This window comes from Niabella insulisoli (genome assembly GCF_039652435.2).
Lineage (GTDB): Bacteria > Bacteroidota > Bacteroidia > Chitinophagales > Chitinophagaceae > Niabella > Niabella insulamsoli.
Map to the genome: position 1 here is coordinate 856,717 of NZ_CP190246.1, position 19,926 is coordinate 876,642.

At 45.1% G+C, this 19,926-nt stretch carries 14 protein-coding genes; 7 read left to right on the forward strand and 7 right to left on the reverse strand.

The features are described from left to right. Positions 1 to 14: 14 nt before the first annotated feature. On the reverse strand, positions 15 to 1,406 hold the full coding sequence (locus tag ABDK00_RS03725; RefSeq protein WP_346238166.1) for a sulfatase: 1,392 nt from the start codon (positions 1,404 to 1,406) through the stop codon (positions 15 to 17). A gap of 157 nt (positions 1,407 to 1,563) precedes the next feature. On the opposite strand from ABDK00_RS03725, the gene ABDK00_RS03730 reads away from it, so the two are divergent. The 3 genes from ABDK00_RS03730 (at position 1,564) to ABDK00_RS03740 (ending at position 5,481) form a co-directional block, all read left to right on the forward strand. Further along, positions 1,564 to 2,508: an EamA family transporter gene (locus ABDK00_RS03730; protein ID WP_346238167.1), complete on the forward strand. Its 945-nt coding sequence runs from the start codon at positions 1,564 to 1,566 to the stop codon at positions 2,506 to 2,508. A 57-nt stretch (positions 2,509 to 2,565) separates the two neighbouring features. After that, positions 2,566 to 3,585 (forward strand): LLM class flavin-dependent oxidoreductase, encoded by a 1,020-nt coding sequence (locus ABDK00_RS03735; RefSeq protein ID WP_346238168.1) that lies wholly within the window; start codon positions 2,566 to 2,568, stop codon positions 3,583 to 3,585. A gap of 168 nt (positions 3,586 to 3,753) precedes the next feature. Beyond that, positions 3,754 to 5,481, forward strand: a complete 1,728-nt coding sequence (locus ABDK00_RS03740; RefSeq protein ID WP_346238169.1) for a phospho-sugar mutase — start codon at positions 3,754 to 3,756, stop codon at positions 5,479 to 5,481. A 178-nt stretch (positions 5,482 to 5,659) separates the two neighbouring features. Here the strand turns inward: ABDK00_RS03740 and ABDK00_RS03745 are convergent, their stop codons facing one another. Further along, positions 5,660 to 5,803: a hypothetical protein gene (locus ABDK00_RS03745; RefSeq protein ID WP_346238170.1), complete on the reverse strand. Its 144-nt coding sequence runs from the start codon at positions 5,801 to 5,803 to the stop codon at positions 5,660 to 5,662. 207 nt (positions 5,804 to 6,010) lie between these two features. On the opposite strand from ABDK00_RS03745, the gene ABDK00_RS03750 reads away from it, so the two are divergent. From ABDK00_RS03750 to ABDK00_RS03760, 3 genes are all read left to right on the forward strand, one after another. Beyond that, positions 6,011 to 7,105 carry a DUF3810 domain-containing protein gene (locus ABDK00_RS03750; protein ID WP_346238171.1) on the forward strand — a complete coding sequence of 365 codons (1,095 nt, stop codon included), beginning with the start codon at positions 6,011 to 6,013 and terminating at the stop codon, positions 7,103 to 7,105. A gap of 118 nt (positions 7,106 to 7,223) precedes the next feature. Then, positions 7,224 to 9,179 (forward strand): 30S ribosomal protein S1, encoded by a 1,956-nt coding sequence (gene rpsA / locus ABDK00_RS03755; RefSeq protein WP_346238172.1) that lies wholly within the window; start codon positions 7,224 to 7,226, stop codon positions 9,177 to 9,179. A 203-nt stretch (positions 9,180 to 9,382) separates the two neighbouring features. Beyond that, entirely contained in the window at positions 9,383 to 9,754 is a 372-nt protein-coding gene (locus ABDK00_RS03760) for a DoxX family membrane protein (RefSeq protein WP_346238173.1), read from the forward strand. A 59-nt stretch (positions 9,755 to 9,813) separates the two neighbouring features. Here ABDK00_RS03760 and ABDK00_RS03765 read toward each other — a convergent pair whose 3' ends face one another. Further along, positions 9,814 to 12,492, reverse strand: a complete 2,679-nt coding sequence (locus tag ABDK00_RS03765) for a TonB-dependent receptor (RefSeq protein ID WP_346238174.1) — start codon at positions 12,490 to 12,492, stop codon at positions 9,814 to 9,816. Between the two features lie 332 nt (positions 12,493 to 12,824). After that, complete coding sequence (locus tag ABDK00_RS03770; protein ID WP_346238175.1) at positions 12,825 to 13,949, reverse strand: M42 family metallopeptidase; 1,125 nt, start codon at positions 13,947 to 13,949, stop codon at positions 12,825 to 12,827. A gap of 142 nt (positions 13,950 to 14,091) precedes the next feature. Here ABDK00_RS03770 and ABDK00_RS03775 point away from each other — a divergent pair, with 142 nt between their 5' ends. Further along, positions 14,092 to 14,877, forward strand: coding sequence for a DUF6515 family protein (locus ABDK00_RS03775; RefSeq protein ID WP_346238176.1), 786 nt, complete (start codon positions 14,092 to 14,094; stop codon positions 14,875 to 14,877). Between the two features lie 65 nt (positions 14,878 to 14,942). Here the strand turns inward: ABDK00_RS03775 and ABDK00_RS03780 are convergent, their stop codons facing one another. From ABDK00_RS03780 to ABDK00_RS03790, 3 genes are all read right to left on the reverse strand, one after another. Continuing rightward, positions 14,943 to 17,396: a TonB-dependent receptor domain-containing protein gene (locus ABDK00_RS03780; protein ID WP_346238177.1), complete on the reverse strand. Its 2,454-nt coding sequence runs from the start codon at positions 17,394 to 17,396 to the stop codon at positions 14,943 to 14,945. Between the two features lie 88 nt (positions 17,397 to 17,484). Next, a complete protein-coding gene (locus tag ABDK00_RS03785; protein ID WP_346238178.1) occupies positions 17,485 to 18,297 on the reverse strand; it encodes an AraC family transcriptional regulator in 813 nt (270 codons plus the stop codon). Between the two features lie 97 nt (positions 18,298 to 18,394). After that, positions 18,395 to 19,897, reverse strand: a complete 1,503-nt coding sequence (locus ABDK00_RS03790) for a glutamate synthase subunit beta (protein ID WP_346238179.1) — start codon at positions 19,895 to 19,897, stop codon at positions 18,395 to 18,397. Between the last annotated feature and the right edge of the window lie 29 nt (positions 19,898 to 19,926).

The following is a 19,926-nucleotide window of genomic DNA, read 5'->3' on the forward strand; positions in this document are numbered from 1 at the left end:
GTGTTTCCATCTGCTTACAAATCATTGTCTTTTATATCGGCTATTTTCTGCTGTAGCGCTTCGCGGAATTTTGCAACCGTTGCGGCTTGTGCCTCCTCTTTTGCCAGGTTGTGAAATTGTTTTGGATCGGCGGCCATATCGAAAAGCTCGATGCCGTCCTGTCCGTCTTTTCCATATTGAATATAAGCATGGTTTCGAGTGCGCAGCAAATAAATATCGCCAGGTTGTGTGATGCTGAAGGCCGTATCGCGGATGGAAGCCCGAGGGTTTTTCAGTGCTGGCGTAAGCGAGCGCCCCTGAATTTTGTTCTCTGCTTTAAGGCCGGCGAGCTGGGTCAGCGTGGGGTATAAATCGATCAGTTCGGCAAAGGACCCAACCCGAGCCGGTGCATAGCCGGGCACTTTGATGATGAGCGGCACCCGGGCCGATTCTTCCTTCAGGCTCACTTTCATCCAAAACTCATGTTCATCTAGATGAAACCCATGATCGCTCGTAAAAACAACGATCGTATTATCTTCCAGGCCTTCTTTCTTTAGCGTTTTTAAAATCTTCCCTACCTGGCGGTCCATAAAATGTACTGAGGCATAATAGGCGGCAATAGCTTTCTTTTTATCCTCCTCGTCCATTTTATTTTTGATACTGTTGACATAATTGATCCCTCTCTTGGGGATATCGTCCCAGTCGTCGGGTTGCTGTAGCGGAAGCGAGATATTTTGAAAGGGGAAAGATTTAAAGTCTTTTTTAGGCGCGACAAAGGGAACATGGGGGCGCACAAGTCCAACGGCGAGGAAAAAGGGTTCGTTTTTATGGGCGCTGATGAGTTCGCAGGCTTTAGCGGCCGTTTTTCCGTCTGCCTGTGATAAATCGCCGCCTTCTGCTTTCACAATAGTCATCACATTGCCTCCCTTCCGCTCAATGCTGCCGGTCGGATTATCCTGCACCAATTCTGCTGCTCCTTTCGATTGCCACTCGGGGCTTTGACTGTTGAACCGTTCGGTCCAGCTACGGGGGTCATCGGTTCCATCCGTTCCCTTTTCGATGTCGGATGGAATAGCCATGTGAAAGATTTTACTCACGCGCGCAGTATAATATCCATTGGCCTTAAACAGTTCTGGCAGCATTTTTTTATCGCCAATATTTTCACGGCCGCTGGTGTACCCAAGCGTTCCGGTAGCCGTAGGATAGTAGCCCGACAGGAAAGAAGCCCTTGAAGGGCCGCAAACGGGAAACTGGCAGTAAGCGCGCTCGAAAAGCACACCGCTTTTGGCCAGCTTGTCGATATGAGGCGTAACAGGACGCGGATTGCCATAAGCGCCGATTGCAGTTGTGGTAAGATCGTCGGAAATGATGAAAAGAATATTGGGTTTTGATGCTTGTTGCGCGTGGCCCGCAATAACAATAAGCATAAAAAGGGGCGGAAAAAATCTATGTTTTGATAGCATTGCCAAACTTACATGAAAAATTTTTATCACGCACAGCGCCGGAGAAGGCCACGTTAAAAAAAGCATGGGGTTTCGAACTAAAACAGATCGTCTTTGTTACTAAATTGCAGTTCCGAAAATTATGGACGCCACAAAAAAATCACCCTCCTTATTAATTGTCGTGCTGGCTTTCGCCGCCGTGTACCTGATTTGGGGGTCTACTTATTTTTTTATTGAAATGGCGGTGAAAAGCATTTCGCCGATGATACTCGGGGCGGTACGTTTTATAGTAGCCGGATTAATATTAATGGCGTGGGTGTCGGCAAGAGGTGAAAAAATATGGAACCGGAAAGCCTTAATGCCGGCTATGATCAGCGGCACGCTGATGCTCTTCCTGGGAAACGGCGCTGTTATTTGGGCCGAACAATTTTTGCCCAGTTCTTTTGTCGCTATATTTCTGGCCTCAGCGCCGCTTTGGTTTTTGCTGCTCGATAAGGTGAACTGGCAGCAAAATTTCAGTAACAGGTTTACATTAATTGGCGTGTCGATCGGGCTACTCGGCGTCATTGCCCTTTTTTATGAAAAGATCGTGGAAACCGGTTATCAGCAAAGCCTGGCCGCGCTCATTATTCTTTGCCTTGCCAATATCAGCTGGGCTTTAGGATCGCTGTTTTCAAAATACAAGGTGAAAAATACCTCATCTTCCGTCAACTCTGCCTGGCAAATGCTCGCGGCCGGCCTGGCATTTACCTTAACGGGGCTTTTGAATGGTGAATTTAAAATGATGCAATGGACGCAGGTGCCGGTAAGCGCGTGGCTGGCGGTTGCCTACCTGGTGTTGTTCGGCTCTATTATCGGATATAGCGCTTATGTTTTTTTATTAAGCGTTCGCAGCGCTACCCAGGTAAGCACCTATGCTTATGTAAACCCTCTGGTAGCCGTACTCCTGGGCGTGTTTATTAATCACGATCGCTTAACGGCTATGCAACTGGGCGGCCTGGCCGTAATTCTCTGTAGTGTATTCTTTATTAATCTTGCCAAAAAAAGGCAGGTAAAAATGAACGCCCGATTGGGCAGTTCGGCTTAGCGCCCCGGACAACTATTTTGAAGATTGTTTGTTTTTAAGAACATAATTTAACAAACAATGACGGATCAAATTTTTGACGGCCTCAAATATTCCATTCTCGATCTTGCCACCGTCTGCCACGGCGATACGCTGCAGCAAACTTTTGCCCGCAGTTTGCAAACGGCCCGGTTTGCTGAAGCGCAAGGGTACACCCGCTATTGGTTTTCGGAGCATCACAATATGGAAAGCGTTGCCAGCGCTGCTACCTCGGTGTTGATTGGATATGTGGCTGGCGGTACTGCAACCATTCGCGTCGGGTCGGGCGGCATTATGTTACCCAATCATTCGCCTTTGATTATTGCTGAGCAGTTCGGAACACTGGGATCGCTCTATCCTAACCGGATAGATTTGGGGCTGGGCCGGGCGCCCGGAACGGATGGGTTGACCGCTATGACCATCAGAAGTGCGCCGATCAATGCGCCTTATGACTTCAAAGCAAATATTCAACAATTACAACAATATTTTAGCAGTGAAAATGCTTCATCAAAAGTAAGGGCGCTGCCTGGCGAAGGCGTCGAAGTGCCCCTATGGGTGTTGGGCTCGAGCACCGACAGCGCTTACCTCGCAGCACAAATGGGATTGCCTTATGCTTTTGCCGCGCATTTTGCTCCCGCTCAACTGCTGGAAGCGCTTGCTATTTATAAGAATAATTTTACACCTTCCGCGCAGTTAAAAGAGCCTTATGCCATGGCCTGCGTAAACGTGATCGCTGCCGACACCGCGGAGGAAGCGGCGTTTCTTTCCACATCGATGTATAAAATGTTCCTGGGCATTTTTACCAACTCCCGCGCGCCGCTGATGCCAGCTTTCAATGTTGCTCAGCTTGCCGGTTTATGGACGCCCGAGCAGGAATATGGCGTGAAGCATATGCTTTCCTACGCTTTTATCGGTGATAAACCCACCATCGCGAAAAAGATGCAGCATTTTTTACAAAAAACCGGCGTTCAGGAAGTAATGGCTATTAGCCAGATCTTCGATCAGCAGAAAAAAGAGCATTCGTTCAGGTTATTTAAAGAAGTAATGACGGGCCAATTGTAACCGTGTTTTGCTGTCAGCGACAGCTTGCTTTTGCCGGTAAGACTTCTCTGCTAACAGAGGAAGCCCTGGGCTCATTGCCATGCGTAAAAAAATCTTAACGATCATCGCTTTTAATCCCCTGTCATTATCCCTAAATTAGTATCTTCAAACACTTAAACAAAAAATTGTATGGATAACGCAATTCAGGAAAAAATAGATCAATGGCTGCAGGGTCGTTATGACGAAGACACCAAAAACGAAATCAGAAAACTGCAAAACGAAAACAGCAGCGAGTTAGCTGACTCATTTTATCAGAACCTCGAGTTTGGAACAGGCGGCCTTAGGGGCATAATGGGTGTGGGCACCAATCGCATGAACAAATACACCGTAGGCATGGCGACGCAGGGCTATGCCAACTACCTGAAAAAATCTTTTTCGGACGGCGAGGTAAAAGTGGCCATTGCGCATGACAGCCGCAACAACAGCCGATTTTTCGCAGAAACAACAGCCAACGTATTTGCTGCCAACGGCATCAAAGTATTTTTGTTTGAAAGCCTGCGGCCGACGCCGGAACTCTCTTTTGCGATCAGAACACTGGGTTGCCAGGGCGGCGTTGTTTGCACGGCTTCTCACAACCCCAAAGAGTATAACGGTTATAAAGCTTATTGGAATGACGGCGGTCAGCTCGTGCCTCCCCACGATAAGAATGTGATCAAAGAAGTGGAGCAGATCAAGTCGGTAGACGATGTGAAATGGAGTGGCGGTGCGTCAAATATTACCATTATTGGAAAGGAGATGGACGAGCAATACATCGAAATGGTAAAAGGGCTGAGCGTTTATCCGGAAGTAATCGAAAAGCATAGCGATCTGAAAATTGTTTATACGCCGATACACGGCACCGGCATCACGCTTGTTCCGCAGGTGCTGGAGCGATTTGGATTTAAGAATGTTCATATTGTTGAAGAACAACAAACGCCTGACGGCAACTTTCCTACCGTGGCCTATCCAAATCCTGAAGAAAAAGAGACGATGAGTATTGGATTGCAAAAGGCAAAAGAGCTGAATGCCGATATTTTATTGGGCACCGACCCCGACGCGGATCGTGTGGGCATCGGTATAAAAAATAACAAAGGCGAGTGGGTGTTGATGAATGGAAACCAAACGGCTGTGCTTGCTTTTAACTATGTGTTGGAAGCGCGCAAAGAGAAAGGCATAGCGCAGCCCAACGACATGATCATTACCACAATCGTTACCACAGGCATGGCCGACGGCCTCGCGTCGGGCAATGGGGTAGCTTGTTACAGGGTGCTGACCGGGTTTAAGTGGATCGCTGAAATGATCAGGCTGAAAGAAGGAAAAGAAAATTATGTAATTGGTGGAGAAGAAAGCTTTGGCCTCATGATCGGGGATAAGATTAGGGATAAGGACGCCGTCAGTGCGGTAGCGCTGCTTTGTGAAATGGCCGCTTACGAAAAAGATAAAGGAAAGACATTATTTGATAAGCTGATTGAACTTTACATCAAGTATGGCTTTTACAAAGAAGACCTGATTTCGATCACGAAAAAAGGTATGGACGGCCAGCAACAAATTGCCGCGATGATGGAAGCCTACCGCAATGATCCGCCTCAGTCGATCAATGGGTCGAAGGTTTTGAAAGTGTTGGATTATGACAGCGGCATAGAAACCGACATGCAAACCCGCGACGCGACGCCGATCAACCTTCCCAAATCGAATGTGTTGCAGTTTATCACCGAAGACGGCTCTTTGATTTCGGCAAGGCCGAGCGGCACCGAGCCTAAGATCAAATTCTATTTCAGCGTCAAAGAACAACTGGACAGCGCGGCCGATTTTGATCGGGTGAATCAAAAACTGGACGAGAAAATCCAGGCAATCATAAGCGACATGAAGCTTAAATAGATTTATAAAATAATCAAAGCCGTCCTATTTATTTGGGACGGCTTTTTTATGGATTAAGGAGCATGTCAGTTCAAAACGCTTAGCGTGATTTTGCGAAAAGCTAGGGCACAACGATCCTGTGGCGCAGGCCCAAAGTTTCTTGCGCATCTGATAATAGCAGAAAAATTTCACCCAAATTTTACGAAAGGTGGTACATCGCGTAGTAGTCGAAAAGTTCTCTTCTTACAATAGGTTTTCTTTTTCGCGATAAAATTTTACTTGCAAATTTTAATATAGCGAGGATGAGTAATTTCAAAGTGCTGTTGTGTTTTTTTTCGTTCATTGTTGTGTGGTTTATAGGTTACCTAATAAAATGCCTGTTTACATAGACAAATTTATGTGGCAATAACGGCTAAAATTAGGGTATTTTTCCCGTAGATGCCAAGGCATCACCCGAATGTGTGAATAAACTCTGAACTGAACCCATCCTCGTATTTTTTCCATGGGTAATAATGAAATGATTTTTAAATAGTTATTTTAGAAAGTAGTTATGAAAATCAGGTTTTCTAAAAAGTGGATAAGCTGGCTCGCCCTGATAGTGCTTGTTGTGTTGTTAAAAATGGCATCCGTTTCACCGGCTTTCATTGAAAAATATTATTCAAACGGGCTGTATCCCTTGATGGGCGCGTCACTGCGATACCTGTTTGGTTGGATTCCTTTTAGCTTCGGCGATTTGCTATATAGTTTCGTTATCATTTTTCTAATCTACAAGCTGGTTAGGATAATAAAAACCATGCGCGCCGGCGGTTTCAACAGGAAATACCTGAAGTTGATTTTCCGGAAATTACTCTTTTTCGCGTTGCTGGCCTACGTTATATTTTATAGCCTTTGGGGCCTGAATTATTCCCGCGCCGGTATTGCCCGCCAAATGGGCCTGGCAGAAGCGGCTTATACCGTAAGCGATGTGGACACGCTGGTGCAACTGCTGCACGGAAAATTGAACGCACATGCCGTGTCGTTCACCGCCGCTTCGCGCGACTCTTTTAAGACCAAGCGGAGTGTATTTTTTAATGCTTCTCTTTTATACAAAATCGCGGCTACCCGGTTTCCTTTTCTTGTTTACAAGGGGTATTCTGTAAAGCCTTCGCTTTTTAGTTACCTCGGCAATTATGCAGGTTTTCAGGGGTATTATAATCCGTTTACGGGCGAGGCGCAGGTAAATACAACGATTCCCAAAAGCGTGGAACCTTTTGTTGTGTCACACGAGATTGCTCACCAACTCGGTTATGCAAAAGAGAGCGAGGCTAATTTTGTTGGGTTCCTGGCTTGCCGCCTTCATCCTTCAATCAACTTCAAATACTCGGTTTATTTCGATATGTACCACTACGCTATCCGCGAACTGGCGATAGGCGACTCCGTTTCAGCGCACCGGTACGACAGCACGCTGCATAGCCAGGTGAAAAAGGATATGAAAGAATATGTGGCATTTTATAAGAAATATCGCAACCCGGTAGAGCCATATATCGACCGTTTTTATGGTTATTTTCTGAAAGCCAACAACCAGCCTAAGGGCCGCGCCTCTTACAACGAAGTTGTCGGATGGCTCATTGCCTATTATAAAAAGTATGGAAAAGGAGTGATATAGTTTGTAAGTTGCTGATTTTCAATATAAATTTTATCAGTATTTTTTAGTCGGCGTGAAATTGATGAAAACTAATCCGTACCTTTGCAGTCCGAATTTTTAAACCCATTCGGATTTTTTTATGAATTTTTATTTTAAACAACTAAACGCTGATGCACAGGAGAACGCGGGCGCTACCGAACCGGTAGAAGAGGCTTCTACAGCGACAACAACTGCACCTGCTGAACCGGCAACAGCCGCTGCTGAAGAGCAAAACGTAGAAACTGCGCACGATGATTTTGATTGGAGCGTAGACAAACGCAACGTTTCTTCTTATTCTAAAGAAGAAAAAGAAAAGTACGACAAAGTTTATGAGAACACTTTCATTCAGCTGAACGATGGTGAACTGGTAAACGGTATCGTTGTAGGACTTACTAAAACTGATGTGGTTTTAAACATTGGTTTTAAAAGTGATGGCCTGATTTCTTTAAACGAATTCCGCGACCTGCCGGCACTATCGATTGGTGACGAGGTAGAAGTAATGATCGTTGAAAAAGAAGACAGGGACGGACACCTGAACCTGAGCCGCAAACAAGCCCGCACTACCCGTGCCTGGGAAAAAATTGTTGAGGTTAACAAAACAGGCGAAGTGGTTACCGGTCTGGTTACTTCTAAAACAAAAGGCGGTCTTATCGTTGATGTATTCGGAATGGAAACCTTCCTGCCCGGTTCTCAAATCGATGTTAAACCTGTTACTGACTACGATCAGTTTGTGGGTAAAACAATGGAATTTAAAGTGGTTAAGATCAACGAAACCATTAAAAATGCTGTTGTATCTCACAAAGCGCTTATTGAAAGCGATATGGAAGCACAACGTGCTGAGATCATCGGTAAACTGGAGAAAGGTCAGGTACTTGAAGGAACCGTTAAAAATATCACCGATTTTGGTGCGTTCATGGACTTGGGCGGCTTAGACGGCCTGCTTTATATCACAGATATTTCATGGGGACGTATTTCTCACCCGAACGAGGTGTTGAAAATGGATCAGAAAGTAAATGTGGTGGTATTGGATTTCGACGACGAGAAAAAACGTATCAGCCTTGGCTTGAAACAACTGACGCCACATCCTTGGGATGTGTTGCCTGAAGATATTGCAGAAGGCAATACTGTAAAAGGCAAAGTTGTTAATATCGAAGATTACGGCGCATTCCTTGAAATCTATCCTGGTGTAGAAGGCCTGGTTCACGTAAGCGAAATTACATGGGCCAACACGCCTATCAACGCGAAAGATTTCTTCAAATTGGGCGATGAACACGAAGCGAAAATTGTTACGCTTGATAAGGATACCCGTAAGATGAGCCTTTCTATCAAACAATTAACTGAAGACCCATGGAATGATATCGAAAGCAGGTTTGCTGAAGGTACCAAACATGAAGGCGAGGTTAAAAACATCACTAACTACGGTGTGTTTGTGGAATTGGCGCAAGGTATTGGTGGTATGATCCATATCAGCGATCTAAGCTGGCTGAAGCGTTTCAACCATCCGGGAGAATACACTAAAGTAGGCGAGAAAATTGATGTAATGATCCTTGGCATCGATAAGGAAAACCGCAAACTTCAGTTGGGCCACAAACAATTGGAAGAAGATCCCTGGAACACGCTGCAGGATACATTTGCGATCGGCAGCGTACACGACGGAACCATCACGCGTAAAGATGACAAAGGCGCTACCATTCAGCTGCCTTACGGCTTAGAAGGATTTGCTCCGGCCCGTCATCTGGCAACGAAAGAAGGTAAGTCGTTGAACCTGGATGAAACCGCTCAGTTTGTTGTGATCGAATTTGATCGGAATGAAAAACGTATTGTAGTGTCTCACGCAAGAATTTGGGAGCAGGAACAATATGTTGAGCGTGAAGGTGTGAAGAAAGCAGAGCGCGCAGAAGCTGAAAAAACCAAGAAAGCCGTTAAATCTATCCAAAGCAAAGTTGAAAAAGCAACTTTGGGAGATTTAGGTGTATTGGCTGATCTGAAAAAGAAAATGGATCAGGAAGCAAGTGCAAAGCCCGCTGCTGACAAAGACGCAGCGGATAAAGCCTAATTATTTCTTTTCAAATAGAAATGTCCCGACTGATGTTGGGACATTTTTTTTGCCCCTATTTTGGCTGATATTAGGCGTTGACTTGATTTTGGCCCGAACTTTCTGCCCCACGAAAGCGAAACAACCACATGCAATGGTTGCAGCCTTTTGTTTTGCAGGATTTCATATTATCAGTAACTTTCTTTCTCTAAACCAATTTAAAAATGAAAGTTGTAAAATTTATTCTAAGCCTTCTGTTCGGGCTGATGTTTATCAATTCCGGACTCAACAAGCACTTTAATTACATGCCTGCGCCAGAGATGACGGAGGAGCAAATGAAAATTTTTGGAGCCTTTATGCAAATAACCTGGCTCATGCCTTTGGTCGCGGTGGTGGAAATTGTCGGCGGCTTGCTTTTTATTTTTCCCAAAACGCGCGCGTTGGGAGCGATTGTTATTTTACCGGTAATGGTCGGCATTGTGTTGCATCATGCGGTAATGGATCCGGGCACGCTCGCCATCCCGCTCGTGTTATTTGCTATCAACCTTTGGATGATATTTGATAACTGGAAAAAGTATCAGGCGTTGGTCAGCTAAACAGTAAATGCAAAAAACCGGCGCGAAGCCGGTTTTTTTTATGAAAAATGATCTTTTAGTTAAAAGGAGAATCGAACACTCGCATTCCAGGTTCTTCCAAAACCAAAATAAACCTGATTTGCATCAGCAATGCCTTTATAAAGTCGACCAGTAGACTCATAAGTACCTGCCGAAGGGTCAGAGTTAGATACATTGTCCGTAGCTTTTATTGAAGTCCTCATATCAGACAAATAGATTTCGTGTAGTAGGTTATTTACGCCAACGCGGAAACGCAGGGCTTTTCTGTCTTTCAGGTTTAAGAGATAAGCTACTCCCGCATCGAGAAGATCATACGAAGGTAATTTCACATTGTCCTTTGTTACAACATCAGCGTGCAGGTTATCATAATATCTCCAGTTGGCGTCTAATGACAAGTTATTAACTACTCTATATCTGGCTCCCAGGCCAAAAACCGTTTGAGCAGCGTTGCCTACTTTGCCACCGTCTACGTCTCTTGTTGTTATATCCAACGTATTCAAGTCTTCGTCACGACGGGTAGTAATTACATCGCCATTGTACTCCCAATTTCCTAGAGATGCATAACCTGTAATGTCTAGGTTATACACAGGTCTTAAAATGAAATCCAGTTCGACACCCATGTGCACTTGCTCTACACCCTGGTTAGAGCTGTAAATGATGGCGCCGTCGGGAACAGTAATTCCACCTATGGTTTCATCGCCGTCTGCACGTCGGGAGGTGGTGGTTACACGGTCTTTCCATGAAGTTCTATATGCATTCAAGGATGCAGAAAACATTCTTGAAGAAAAATTATAACCGGCTTCAAGTCCTAATATTTTCTCATTGGAAGTGAGCGGATTTACTTCGTTTGAAAAGTTGAGGTAGATGTTATCATGATAAGGCTGCCGAGAGTAGTATCCGGCATTCACATATACTGTATTTTGCGCATCAGGTCTGATTGCAAACCCTGCTTTCACATTGTAGCCAATATTATTAACTGTTTCTGATTTTCTAAACTGCTCCTGATATTCAAAATCTGTTCTACGGTGGGACTGATTAGACAGCGCGCCTTGAAAAAACGTAGAGAATTTTTCTTCAGTATATTCAAGTTGGCCAAATACGCCTCCATAGCTTATGTTTTCGGAATAATCATAATCGATTCGCTGTTCCTGACCGGCTGTGTTGAAGAAAGCAACCCAAGGATCAGCTTTAAGCGATTCCGTAACGTTTTTCACCAGGGGGTTTGCAGAAGAAGATTGATGATCTTCACCTTTAAGATTCCAAGTTTCGTTCCATCCGTTTAAACCCAGAAAATTAGCGACCTGACGATAGTGAGTGCCTTTGTAAGTTCTTAGGTCAATACCAAGATTCAGGTTGAGCTTTTTAGAAAGTTCTTTGTTCAGGTTTGATACTACGCCATACCAACCGTGGTTATTCATCGACGAACGAATAAGATAATTGCCATTGGAGCTGCTGCCTATCCCGTTAGGAGCCTTCGCATTATAGTCGTAAATCGAGTCAAATATAACCTGACCATTTTGATCAAATTTTTTATGGGAGCTACTTCCATAATTTCCAGTTCCCCCACCACGGCCCCAAGATGCGTAGGCTACGGTTGAAAGTTGAGTTGATTCGTTAATCTTGAAATCCCAGTTAAAGTTAGCAACTGGTTTGTGATAAAAGTTGCGTCTTTCCGTGAGATATTCGCCATCTAAATAACCCCAGTTGCCGTTATATTTACGGCCATATTTGAGATAGTCGCTTATGTTGTCCTGAAAGTTTTGGTCGTGCCATTGGGGTGCGCCGGTCAGCAACAAATTGAATTGGTGTTTGTCGTTCGGTCTATAACCTACAGATAGAAAGTAGTTTTGTCCCAGCCCTTTTGTCCCAGCATTGTAGCCGTTCCCCTGCCAGTGCGTAAGCATTAGGCTGACGCCCCACCCATTGGCTCCCAATCCGGTGTTGTAGGCGACAGTACCTTTATAGTATTCGTTATTTGCGGCGCCAAAAGAAGCGAATCCCCCTTGTTTCATTTCGGTAGCCTTCGTCACAAAGTTTACGGTTCCACCTACAGACGAAATGGCCAATTTGGAAGATCCCAAACCGCGCTGAACCTGGATAGCACTAGCTATGTCTGACATGCCAGACCAGTTTGACCAGTACATTAAACCGTCTTCCATTCCATTTATCGGTTGACCGTTTAATAAAAACGCGGTATTATCCTGACCAAAACCTCGTACGCTGATTCGAGAATCGCCATATCCACCTGCTTGAGCGCCTACATACACCGACGGAACATTCACTAGGGCTTGCGTAACGTCGCCGGCACCAGCCTTATCCTGAATGTCCTGGCCTTTAATTGTTGAAACCGCTATTGGCGTGTTACGATCTTTGGCTAGATCGATCACACCTTTTCCCACGACTACAACCTCGTCAAGGTTTTCTTCATTTGCATCTAACACTATGGTACCTATGTCTGTCGAAGAAGATGTAAACCGAACACTCTTTGCGACAAAGTTGATGTGACTAATAATAAGTTTCCCCGAGCTTTTTCCAGGGTTAACAACAAACTCGCCTGAGGCGTCGGTGGCTGTAGAAACGGTAGTGCCTTCTACGTTTACCGTTGCCGCTGAAATAGGTTGGGAATTACCGTCAACAACTTTACCCTTTAGCGTTTGTGCGTGAACCATCGCAGTCGACAAGACTGCCAGCGTAATAAAAAAGAAAATTTTCTTTAGCATAAGAAAGGAATTTTTATGCCGCAAAGAAACACAATAAAATTTAACATTTAGCTCGGCGATGTTAACAAATTGTAACTAAGCTTTAACATATTTAAATATTGATTAACATCAAGTTTTGATATTTTTTATTCAGTTAAATTAAAGTGCTTAATAATTATTTAATATTGATCGAGCGGATCTTCAAGAAAATGCAAAAACCTGCCAAATATTTGACAGGTTTTTAATGAGTGCTTGAGATAAATTCGGTGCTTGAAATTTCAAGCTAAGTTTGGATTTGGTTAAACCAACATCCAGAGCATCCAGTATCCGATATCCAGTCTCCAGCATCCCACCTACAAATAACTCAAATTTGTTTTGGGCGTCAATGCTAAAAGTGTTTCATACATAAGCCGAATCGTATTTTCGATATCATCTTTATGTATCATTTCAACCGTCGTATGCATATATCTTAAAGGCATCGAAACTAAAACCGAGGGGCAACCGTCGTTAGCATAGGCGAAAGAATCAGTGTCGGTGCCGGTACTGCGGCTCAAGGCTCTCCATTGAACAGGTATTTTTTTATCCGCCGCAATTTGTTCTACAAACGCTAACAGCTTATTGTGAATGGCGGGGCCATAAGCCAGTGAAGGCCCTTTGCTACAAGCAATATCACCTTCAATTCTTTTGTTGATCATAAAATGGCTGGTGTCATGAGTCACATCTGTAATGATAGCCACATCAGGCTTGATCCGGCGGGCGATCATTTCAGCGCCACGGAGCCCGATTTCCTCCTGAACAGCGTTTACCACATAAACGCTATAAGGAAGTTTCTTTTTACTTTCTTTTAATAAACGTGCAACTTCCGCAATCATAAATCCGCCAATGCGATTGTCAAAAGCACGACCTACATAGAAATCGTTGGCTAATTCGTCAAACCCATCCTGGTAGGTAACCACCGCGCCGATATGAACGCCAAGTTCCTCCACTTCTTTTTTGCTTCTTACGCCACAATCAATACAAAGGTTTTCTACTTTAGGCTGATTCTCATTCTCTTTCCCAATGCGCGTGTGAATGGCCGGCCAGCCAAAAACACCTTTTACAACGCCTTTCTTGCCGTGCACGTTCACGCGAAGGCCGGGCGCGATCTGATGGTCAACGCCGCCATTTCTCTTCAGGAAAATCAATCCGTTGTCGGTGATATAATTGACAAACCAACTAATCTCGTCAGCATGCGCTTCGATCACAACCTTAAAGGGTTGCCCGGGATTGATTATGCCTACCGCAGTACCATAGGGGTCGACAAATTGTTCATCAATAAAAGGCGCCAGATAATCCAGCCATAATTTTTGTCCCCAACTTTCAAAGCCTACCGGCGAGGCATTGTTGATATAATTTTTTAGGAAGGTCAGCGACTTATCATTTAAAATTGATGCGGGCTTCGTTGCCTTCTTTTTTGTCGTAGTTTTTGCTTTTGCCATATTCCGTGTATTAGCGCCAAACTTACAAGAAATTTTTTATCTGCTATGGTACGCTGTCGGAACCTTTAGCGGTATCAAAAGTTTTTTGGGCTCAAAGCAGCTATTTAGGCCCCGGCTTCGTCCAAAAAACAAAGGATCCGCAATGAAGCAGATTGCATTAACCATAATTTTAGGGATATCGTACCTGTTTATCCATACAGATGCGAAGGCGCAATGGGGCCGCTACCATCGCCATTACCCGGTTTTTCGGCCGGCTCCTGTGATTTCATTGGGTATTGGCGCTGGTTTCAGAAGTTATGGCTTTCGGCCCGGCGTTGCTGTAAATGTGGGCGTTGTAGTGCCGCCGGTTGGTGCGCGGGTAAGAGGTTTACCCCCCGACGCTATAAGAACGGAGATTAACGGTATTGTCTATTATCAACATAATGGCTTGTTTCTTAGAGAGCGGCAGGACGCCGGGTTTGAGGTAGTGGAGGCGCCGATCGGAGGAAGGGTAAACCGGTTGCCAGTGGCGGCAAAATTGACAAAAATTGAAGGCAGATATTATTATCAGAAGGATGGCATTATTTATTATAAGCACAGTGAAAGTGATGGCGGCGATTACGAAATAGTGGGCAGGGATGGCGTGCTTCAAAATGGTGAAGGGACGGTGACGGATAACAACGAAGTCGATGACATGAGAAATGTTGATGACTACGCTGATAACGAAGCAGCAGAGGCGCCCCCAGGGCGCGTTGAAAACGATGCAAAACCTTCCAATGACAAATATATTACCGCTCCGCAGGTGGGCGACCGGTTGGACAGGTTGCCAAGGGATAGTAAGCTTCTTAAGAAGAACGGTAAAACCTTATATCAATCGCCCGGCGGTGTTTATTATAAAGAAGTGATGGAAGGCGATAAAACTTTTTATGAAGTGGTCGAGGGGCCGTAGCCCCAGCCGCTTTTTGTTGATTGTTTTTTTGTTTTAGAACCGCTATTTTTCAAAGTGGCGGTTTTTTAGAATTCTTTTTCGCCGATTTCGCTCTGCGGTAAGTTGATTTTTCTATTTCTGCGCAGCAGATTAAATCCAATAGATAATTGCAGCTGGTCGGGTTCGTAAATATAATGAGTGGTCGTGTAAAAATCGCTGCCCCAGGTGGTGATGCGCTGTCGGTTCGATATGCCCAGGCCTCCGTCCATGTTTAACCATTGAAGTTGAACATACCACCTGCGGTCTTTAGTTGTTTTCTTCATTGTTAGATGCGGTGTTAAAAATGCTCCGTCTTCCCCTTGGGCGGTCGCCCGCAGCGACAAATAATTTAGACTGAATTGCAGCATCCAGTTGCGCTGAAAATTAAAGGTCTGCAAACTGTTGATACTATATACCCACGCCTGATTGGTGATGGGAATAGTGCCGTCAAATAGGTCGCCCTTTATCTTATAACGATACACGTTACCGCCGATAATCGATTGCCAAACTTTGCTCACCTGGAAATTGACATTTGTTTCAACGCCTGTCTGTGTAGCAAGGCCTGCGTTGGTAAATACTCTGTTTAAAATAGTATCAGTAAATACTTTGTTCACCCTTTGAATGGGGTTTAACGTGCGCTGATGATAAAGCGTGACAAAAAAATTACCTCCGGAGAAGCCCTGTTCCAAACCGGCCTCGTAAGTGCCCGTCAGCTCAGGAAGCAACTCAGGATCGCCCTGTTCCAGCGTTTCCGAATGCTCTCTTTCTGGAAAAGGGTTCAACTCAAAATTGTTTGTCCGCTTTATGCGCCTGCTATAACCTGCTTTCAGGGTTCCTTTCGCCCATGCCGCGTAACGAAACTGCACAGAAGGAAACAGGTTGGTAAACTGTAGTTTTGTTTGTTTATTATCGAGCGAAAACGCAAGGTCTCTTTCTGTATGTTCGAGGCGAAGCCCCGCGGCGTAACTCCATTTTTCCCTTGTGGCGTTATATTGCAAATAGCCGGCATTAATATGATTTGTTACGTCGACTTTGCTTGTAAATGCCGGATCAGTCTCAAAGTCCTCGGTGCCGTTGATTTTTGTCAGGTAGCGGAAGTCGCCTTTTTGGGTATCGTAGCGATATTGGTAACCGGCCTGAATCTCGCTATGGCTCCATTTTTTTACATAATCGGCTTTGGCGCGATAAGCGTTGAGCGGATTGGTGTTGGGGTTGCGTGTATATTGGATGGTGTCCGTGGTATTAGGATAATATAAATTCCTGTTTTGTGTTAAGCCGGAAAGAGCTGCCCGCTCAAACAAACCCGATACGGTAAGTCTGGAGGCGTCGCCGAACTGATGGCTATAATCCAGGTTGGCCAAAGTAAATACACCTTCTTTGTCCTGCGTATTGGCGTTATAATAAGTAAAATAGGTTGTATTGCCCGTCGCGAGATCTTCCCGCGAATTGGTATATAAAAGATCTGCTTCGCGGCTCTGGAATTTTTTGCCCCTGTAAAACCCGGTGCTAAAGCTGTTATTTTGATCCGGTTGAAAGCTAACCGAAAGCCTTCCGCCGTAATTATATCTTCTAAAACTCCGCTCTCCGTTGGAGGGAAAACTGGTTTTTATATTGTTGATGATTGTAAAAACATCGCCTTCGCGAAAGCCGGCAATATCGTTGCGCAAATAATTGACGCCGGCATTGACTGCCCATTTATTTTTATTATATCCTGCTGAAAGGTCCATTCCATAACGTTGCGGATGCGCGTAGGTTTGATTGTCAAAATTGTTGAATGGGGGAGCGCCGCCCATAACACTGGCCTGCACCATCCAGCCATCCTCAACTGCGCTTTTGGTTACAATATTAAGAATGCCGCTTTTCCCATCGGCGTCATAAACAGCCGACGGACTGGTAATGACTTCGATGCTTTCTATAGCGCCAGCAGCGAGTTGGCCTAAAACAAATGACGGATCACCCTGTGTTGGTTTGCCGTTAATCAAAACTAAAAAGCTGTTTGAGCCCCGGAAGGAGATGGCGCCCTGCGCATCAACTGAAACAGAGGGGAGGTTGCGAATCACGTCAACAGCAGTGCCGTTGGCAGCGTTCGCGAATTGTGAACTCTGGTACACCTGGCGGTCGATCTTAAAAGAAACAGGAGCCTTTTTGCCCTGAACAACTACCGCCGCCAGCGAATAGCTGTTGGGCAGCAACGAAACGGTTCCCAAATCGATGGTAGATTCAGCGCCAGCATTAACTGACAATGTTTTGGTTTGATAACCGACGTGGCTGACTACAATCCGCCCGGATGCGGAATGCTGCATGACAAAGGTGAAATTTCCTTTTCTATCGGCTTTATTTGTTGCCAGTGTGGCGCCGTCTTTAGCTATATACCTGATAGTCGCCTGCGGCAACACCTCCTGAGTGGTACTGTCGACAACCACTCCTTTCATGGTGATAGTTTGGCCAGCAATTGTTTCACAAAAAAATAAAGCCAGGGCAAAGGCGAAGAAACGGGTCATATAGCGCAAATTGAATTTTAATAAGGGCGCGAAATTCTGCAAAAACCGCGAATAAAAATGGTGTATTTGAAAAATAGATGGTCTCCGCTTACTTTTTTAAAGTTGAAGGATTGATGCCGGATTTCTTTTTAAAATATTTGGTGAAATGTGAGTTGTCCTTGAAGCCAAGCCTATAACCGATTTCTGCAACCGAAAGCCTTGTGTAAAGCAGCAGCCTCTTGGCTTCGGCCATAATATGGTCGGATAAAATATCGGAAGCTGAATGCCCTGTTTCTTTTTTGCAGGCGGCGTTCAGGTTTTGAGGCGTTGTGTGCAAAAGCTGTGCATGGTGTGAAACATTATTCACCAGGTGTTCCTGCCTGGATAAATGTTCGATATACCGCTGACATAGGCCTGATCCGTTTTTCCTTTCTGAACCGGAAGGAAGGTTGGTCAAAAGCTTCGCCAGCAATGCTTTTAATAAGCTTAAAAAGGTGATGCCCGGCGCCGTTTGCGGTGCTTCAAGAACAAGGAGTTGGAATAGTTGTTCGACGATCGCAACATGAGCTTCGGGTATGGAAATCGTGGTGTGATGCTGTAATTGAGAAAATAAATACTTTAATTCATGGTCAAAGAAATCGTCGGCAAATGCTTTTTTAAGAATAAGAACATAGCCTTCGGGCTCAGCGGTCATATCCCAAAAATGCAGCTGATCCTGCCGGATTATAAATAGGATGGGAGGCTCAATATCGTAACTGGTAACATCGATAGCGTGTGTGCCACTGCCGCGCGAAAGATACACCAGCTCCAGGTAGCTGTTATGTTTGTGCGGGTTGGTTTTTCTTGTATTTTTTCTGAAAGCTTCTACTTTGATGCCGCTTCCTGTTTTTGCTTTGTCTTTAATTTCTATAGGGCTGTTCATTCGTTACTTGCGTTTTGTGGCATTTGTTCGCGATAGCGAAAATAAAAAATCCCTTTTCTTAAATAGAAAGGGATTTTTTATCAGATATGATAAGAGACTAAAAAGACATTAGAATAGAGCTTTCTTTACTCTCCAGCGTAGAAGATCCCATCAGGTATTCGTCTACCTTGCGGGCACATTCGCGCCCTTCGCTAATCGCCCAAACTACGAGGCTTTGGCCCCGGCGCATATCCCCGGCTGCAAATACTTTGGCGACGCTGGTGGCATACTTGCCTTCATCGGCTTTAACGTTACCGCGATTATCAAACTCAACGCCCAGTTCTTCCAGCATACCCGCCTGTTGCGGGTGTACGAAGCCCATGGCCAGCAATGCCAGTTCGCATTTGATTTCCCGCTCGCTTCCGGCTACTTCTGTAAACTTCGCTGGCTGGCCCGGCGCAGGCGTGGCCCATTCCAGGTCTACGACTTTTAAACCTGTGAGGTTGCCTTCGGCGTCGCCGATAAATTCTTTGGTCGCAATGCTCCAATGTCTTTGCGCGCCTTCTTCGTGGCTGGTAGTTGTTTTTAACAACATCGGGTAAGTGGGCCAGGGCATTCCCTGCGTGCGCTCTTTTGGCGGCATCGGCAATAATTCAAATTGCGTTACTGACGCGGCTTTGTGGCGGTTACTGGTGCCTACACAGTCGCTGCCCGTATCTCCGCCACCGATTACCACCACATTTTTTCCGGTGGCTAATAGCTCTTCCGATAAAATATTGCTCTCAATATCTTTATTCGCCAGAAAATCTTTTCCTGCAACCCGTTTGTTATTTTGCTTTAGAAAATCCATGGCAAAATGAACGCCTTTAAATTCTCTGCCTGTGATAGGGAGGTCGCGCGGAACCGTGCTTCCACCGCTTAAAACAATAGCATCAAACTGGCGCTGTAGATCGCTCACTTTAACGTTGACACCCACGTTGGCGTGGCATTTAAACGTAACGCCTTCTTCCTGCAAAAGCGCCAGCCGGCGATCGATGACCCATTTTTCCAGTTTGAAATCAGGAATACCATAGCGTAATAATCCACCGGGCTGCTCGTCCCGCTCAAACACGGTTACGGTGTGTCCCGCATAATTCAGCTGCGCTGCAGCAGCAAGGCCGGCCGGCCCGCTGCCGATTACGGCTACTTTTTTACCGGTTCTGACGATCGGCGATTTTTTTGTTACAAAGCCTTTTTCGAAAGCTATTTCAATAATATGCTTTTCAATTTCTTCAATCGCAACCGGCGGCTGGTTGATGCCAAGGACGCAACTCATCTCGCAAGGGGCGGGACAAATGCGACCGGTAAATTCCGGAAAATTATTGGTGGAAGAAAGTATTTCGTAAGCCTCACGATAATCTTTCCGGTAAACAGCGTCGTTGAATTCGGGAATAACATTGCCGAGCGGACAGCCGCTGTGACAAAACGGAATGCCACAATCCATACAGCGTGCCGCCTGATGATTTAACTTTTCCTCTGGAAAAAGCGCCGCAAACTCGCGATAATCCTGCAGCCTTTCTTCTACCGGCTTTTTTGAGGGAAGTTCTCTGGTAAATTCTAAAAATCCTGTTGGTTTACCCATTTCTTATTTAAAATTTCTTGTTTGTTATT